Raw genomic sequence first — 3,866 nt, forward strand, 5'->3', positions numbered from 1 at the left:
GTGCCCGGACCGGCCGTTCGGCCCTGCGGTCGGCCAGAGCGTTCCCGGGTCGCGGGGTGTGAGGGCAGAGACAGCCAAGACACCCGCGACACCCGCGACACCCGGGACAGCGGCGACAGCCGGGACAGCCGAACGGCCGATCCAAGGACTGATCACGCCTCAAAGCCGAACCGTCAGGGGGGAACCACCGTGCGTCCGCCAGCCACTCCACGAGAGAGATCCGCGCCCGAGCCGGCGCGGCAGGGTGTCCCGGCGCCGGACACCCACGACGAAGCCGCGGTGCGGCGCACGTCCGAGTCGAGGGGACCGTCCTCGTCGGAGTCGTCGGAGTCGTCGGAGTCGTCGAGTCCCGGCCACGAGCCCGTGACGGATCGTTCCGATCTTCCGGCCGGCCGGACCGGCGGGCGTGGCCCCGCCGCGCTCCGGCCCGCCGTGCCGCTGCTCACCGCACTCGCCCTGTGGGTGTACGCGGTACGGCACACCGATGTGTCGCGGCTCGACGACTTCGGACTCGTCACCGCCCTCCACCCCGTCTTCTGGGCCGGCCTGGCCGTGCTCACCGCCGGCTTCTGGTTCACGGTCCGCGATCCGCGGCGGCCGGGCGGCTGGGCGGCGGCCTATGTGCTCGGCCTGCTGCTGATGCAACGGGCCACCCAGGCCGTGGTCTACCCGACCCCGCTCTACGCCTGGGCGTGGAAGCACGACGGCGTCGTCGACCACCTGCTGACGGCCGGTGGACTCCAGAGCGCCGACGAGGTCGGTGACATGGCCGTCTACGACCAGTGGCCCGGCTTCTTCGCCGCTCAGGCGGCGCTGGTGCGGCTGCTGGGCGTCGAGTCGGCGGCCATGTACATGGCCTGGTGGCCGCTGGTCTCCAGTCTGATGCTGCTGCTTCCGCTGCTGCTGATCTACCGCACGTTCACCGAGGACCGGCGGCTGATCTGGACCGGCGTCTGGCTCTTCCTCGTCGCCGACTGGGTGGGCCAGGACTACTTCTCCCCCCAGTCCGTGGCCTTCGCGCTGCACCTCGGTGTGCTCGCCGTCGTCCTGCGCCGGTACGGCCGGCCGGGTGGGGCGCGCGGGCGGCGGGGGCAGGCCGTCTGGACGGTCGTGCTCAGCGTGCTGGTGGTGACGATCGTCATCTCGCACCAGCTCACCCCCGCCATGCTGATCGTCTCGCTGCTCGCGTTGTGCCTGGTCCGCCGGTCCCGTGACTGGGTTCCGGCGGTCACCACGGTCGTGCTCTTCCTGGCCTGGTGCCTGACGGCCGCGCTGCCGTTCCTGTCCGCCGCGCTGCCCGACATGATCCGTTCCGTGGGCGACGTCGGCGGCAATGTCGCCACCGGGTACGGCGCCACACCGACCGGTACCGGCGCGGTGGCGACCTCGTGGGCGGCCCGGCTGCTGTCCGGCACCGTGCTGCTGCTGGCGGTGACCGGCATATGGCGGCAGCGGGTGCTGAGACACCGGGCGATGCCGCTGCTGCTGATGGCGGCGGCGCCGCTGCCGATGTTCGCGGCGAGCAGCTACGGAAGCGAAATGATCTTCAGGGTGCTGATGTTCATGCTGCCCGGCGTCGCCTTCTTCGCCGCCGCCGCACTGCTCCCCGGGGTTCGCCCCCTGGCCGCCGAGGCCGAGGCGGACACCCGCGGGCCGGCACCGCGGCCGGGTGTCCGGCGACGCGGTATCGGCCTGGCGGGCCCGCTGCTCGTGCTCCTCGCCGGGACCCTGGCGTTCGTCCCGAGCTACTCGGGCAAGGACCGGATCAACTACTTCCCACCGGAGGAGGTGGCCCTGGTCAGGCAGCTCTTCGACGAGGCGCCCGAAGGCTCGACGGTCGTGGCCGCCAACCGCAACTACCCGCTCGCCTACGCGTCGTACGGGACGATCGACCACTACTGGTTCCTCGAGGACGAACGGCGGCACGTCGACGAGATCGTGAGGGACCCGGAGGCCGCCCTCGCCCGCGACATGACCGGGGTGGAGCGTCCGGGCCGGGCCTACCTCCTCCTCACCCACGGGCAGCTCGCGAACTCCGAGATGAACGGCCAACTCACGGAAGCCCAGTTGAACCGGGTCCGGGAGTCCGTCTCCGCCTCTCCGCGGTTCCGGCTCGTGGCGGAGAACCGCGCGGGCGCGTTCTACGAGCTGAGGCGCGAGGCGGCGGCAGGGGCACCGGCGCCAACAGCGGCGGCGGGCAGAGCAGGCGCGGCAGGCGCGGATGGCGCAGGCAGCGCGGAAGGGGGAGCGGGCCGATGACGCCGCAGGATGTCGTGAGGCGGATGGTGCCGCCGTTCGCCGGCTGGCTGGCCCTCGCCGCGCTCGCCCTGCCCGGCGGATCGCCGTTGCGCGGTGCGGTGGTCGCGGTGTTCCTGGCGGCCGGCCCCGGCGCGGCCCTGGTCGGCGTGTGCGGGCCGGCGCTGTGGGCCCGGCCGGCACGGGAACCCGTCGCGTCGGGCGACCCCGACTTCGCCCGTGACTGCGATCGGCTGGAACGGCTGATGCTGGTCGTCTTCCTCAGCATCGGCGTCGTGATGATCGTCGCGACGGTGCTGATCGCCACCCACACCTTCAACGCACAGCGGGTGCTGCTCGCGTCGGTGCTCCTGACCACGCTCGCCGCGTTCTGCCCGCGGCTGCGTGCCTCTCCGCGGGCACCGGGGGCTTCGAAGACACGGAAGGGTTCCGCTCTGTGACGTTCAACCGTCCCTTTCGCCGCGGCAGCGACCGCGGCAGCGACCGTGACCGCGACAACCGTGACCGCGACAACCGTGACCGCGGCACGCGCACCGCCGGCGGCCGGCGCCGCAGGCCGCGGACGGCGCGTGGACCGATGCCGGACCGTGAACCGGTGTCGCAGCGCCGCAGACTGCTGCTCACCTCGGCCACGGTCGTCAGCGCCGTCCTCGTCGCCGTGCTCGCCCTCCGTAACGCGTCGGGGCCGTCCGGCACCGGACCCGAGCCCTCCGCGGGGGACGGGAAGTGCGAGCCCACCGAGCTGCTCGAACCCCCCTGCGGGGCATGGTTCGGGGCCTTCGTGCCGCACGACCGGGACAACCTGGAGGACAAGGTGCGGGCCTACGAGAAGCGCGTGGGCCGCACCCTCGACATCGTCTACACGTACCACGACATGTCCCTGCCCGAAGGCGCCCGCAGGGAGGGGCAGTTGCTCAGCAGGGAGGAACAGCGTGCGGGGGAGGACCGCATGCTGCTGCTGTCCTGGGAGAGCAAGTGGTGGGGCGGTACGGAGGCGCAGCAGCCGACGTGGAAGGAGATCGCGGTCGGTGAGCTGGACGAGACCGTCATCGACGTCCAGGCCCGGCGGATCAAGGAGTACGGCGAACGCACCGGGAAGAAGGTCTTCCTCTCCTTCGACCTGGAGATGGACACCCGCACCCCGGACAACGGCACACCGGCCGAGTACGTGCGGGCGCACCGGCACATCCACGACCGGTTCGAGAGGCTGGGCGTCGACAACGTGGTGTGGACCTGGATCGTCACCGGCTACCTGAACCACGCCGACCTGATGGAACGGATGTATCCGGGGGACGAGTACGTCGACTGGATCGGCTACAACCAGTACAACTACTACCGCTGTCACCGGACCGGCTGGCTGAGCTTCGCCCAGACCCAGACGGCCACCCACGAGTGGATACGCGAGAACATCTCCGGCGACAAGCCGCTGATGCTGTCCGAGTTCGGGACGGCGGTCGACTCGGCCCGCCCGGATCGGCAGGCCGAGTGGTACGCGGACGTGCCACGGGTGCTGAAGAGGCTGGAGGGGGTCAAGGCGGCCCTCCAGTGGAACCACCGGGACCCGGGACCCCACTGCGACCTGGCCCTGGCGGGCGACGCGGCGTGGAGGA

General features: G+C 71.8%; 3 protein-coding genes. All 3 read left to right on the top strand.

Features of this window, described 5'->3' with window-relative positions; all coding sequences use genetic code 11:
• The first annotated feature begins 363 nt into the window (after positions 1-363).
• On the top strand, positions 364-2,259 hold the full coding sequence (locus B9S61_RS10230; protein WP_258039609.1) for a glycosyltransferase: 1,896 nt from the start codon (positions 364-366) through the stop codon (positions 2,257-2,259).
• Positions 2,256-2,696, top strand: coding sequence for a hypothetical protein (locus B9S61_RS10235; protein WP_103541981.1), 441 nt, complete (start codon positions 2,256-2,258; stop codon positions 2,694-2,696). The genes B9S61_RS10230 and B9S61_RS10235 overlap by 4 nt, the downstream gene beginning before the upstream one ends.
• Positions 2,697-2,833: 137 nt before the next feature.
• The coding region (locus B9S61_RS10240; RefSeq protein ID WP_103541982.1) for a glycosyl hydrolase at positions 2,834-3,866 on the top strand (1,033 nt) is incomplete at its 3' end.

Source organism: Streptomyces sp. SM1, from assembly GCF_002910825.1.
Lineage (GTDB): Bacteria > Actinomycetota > Actinomycetes > Streptomycetales > Streptomycetaceae > Streptomyces > Streptomyces okerensis.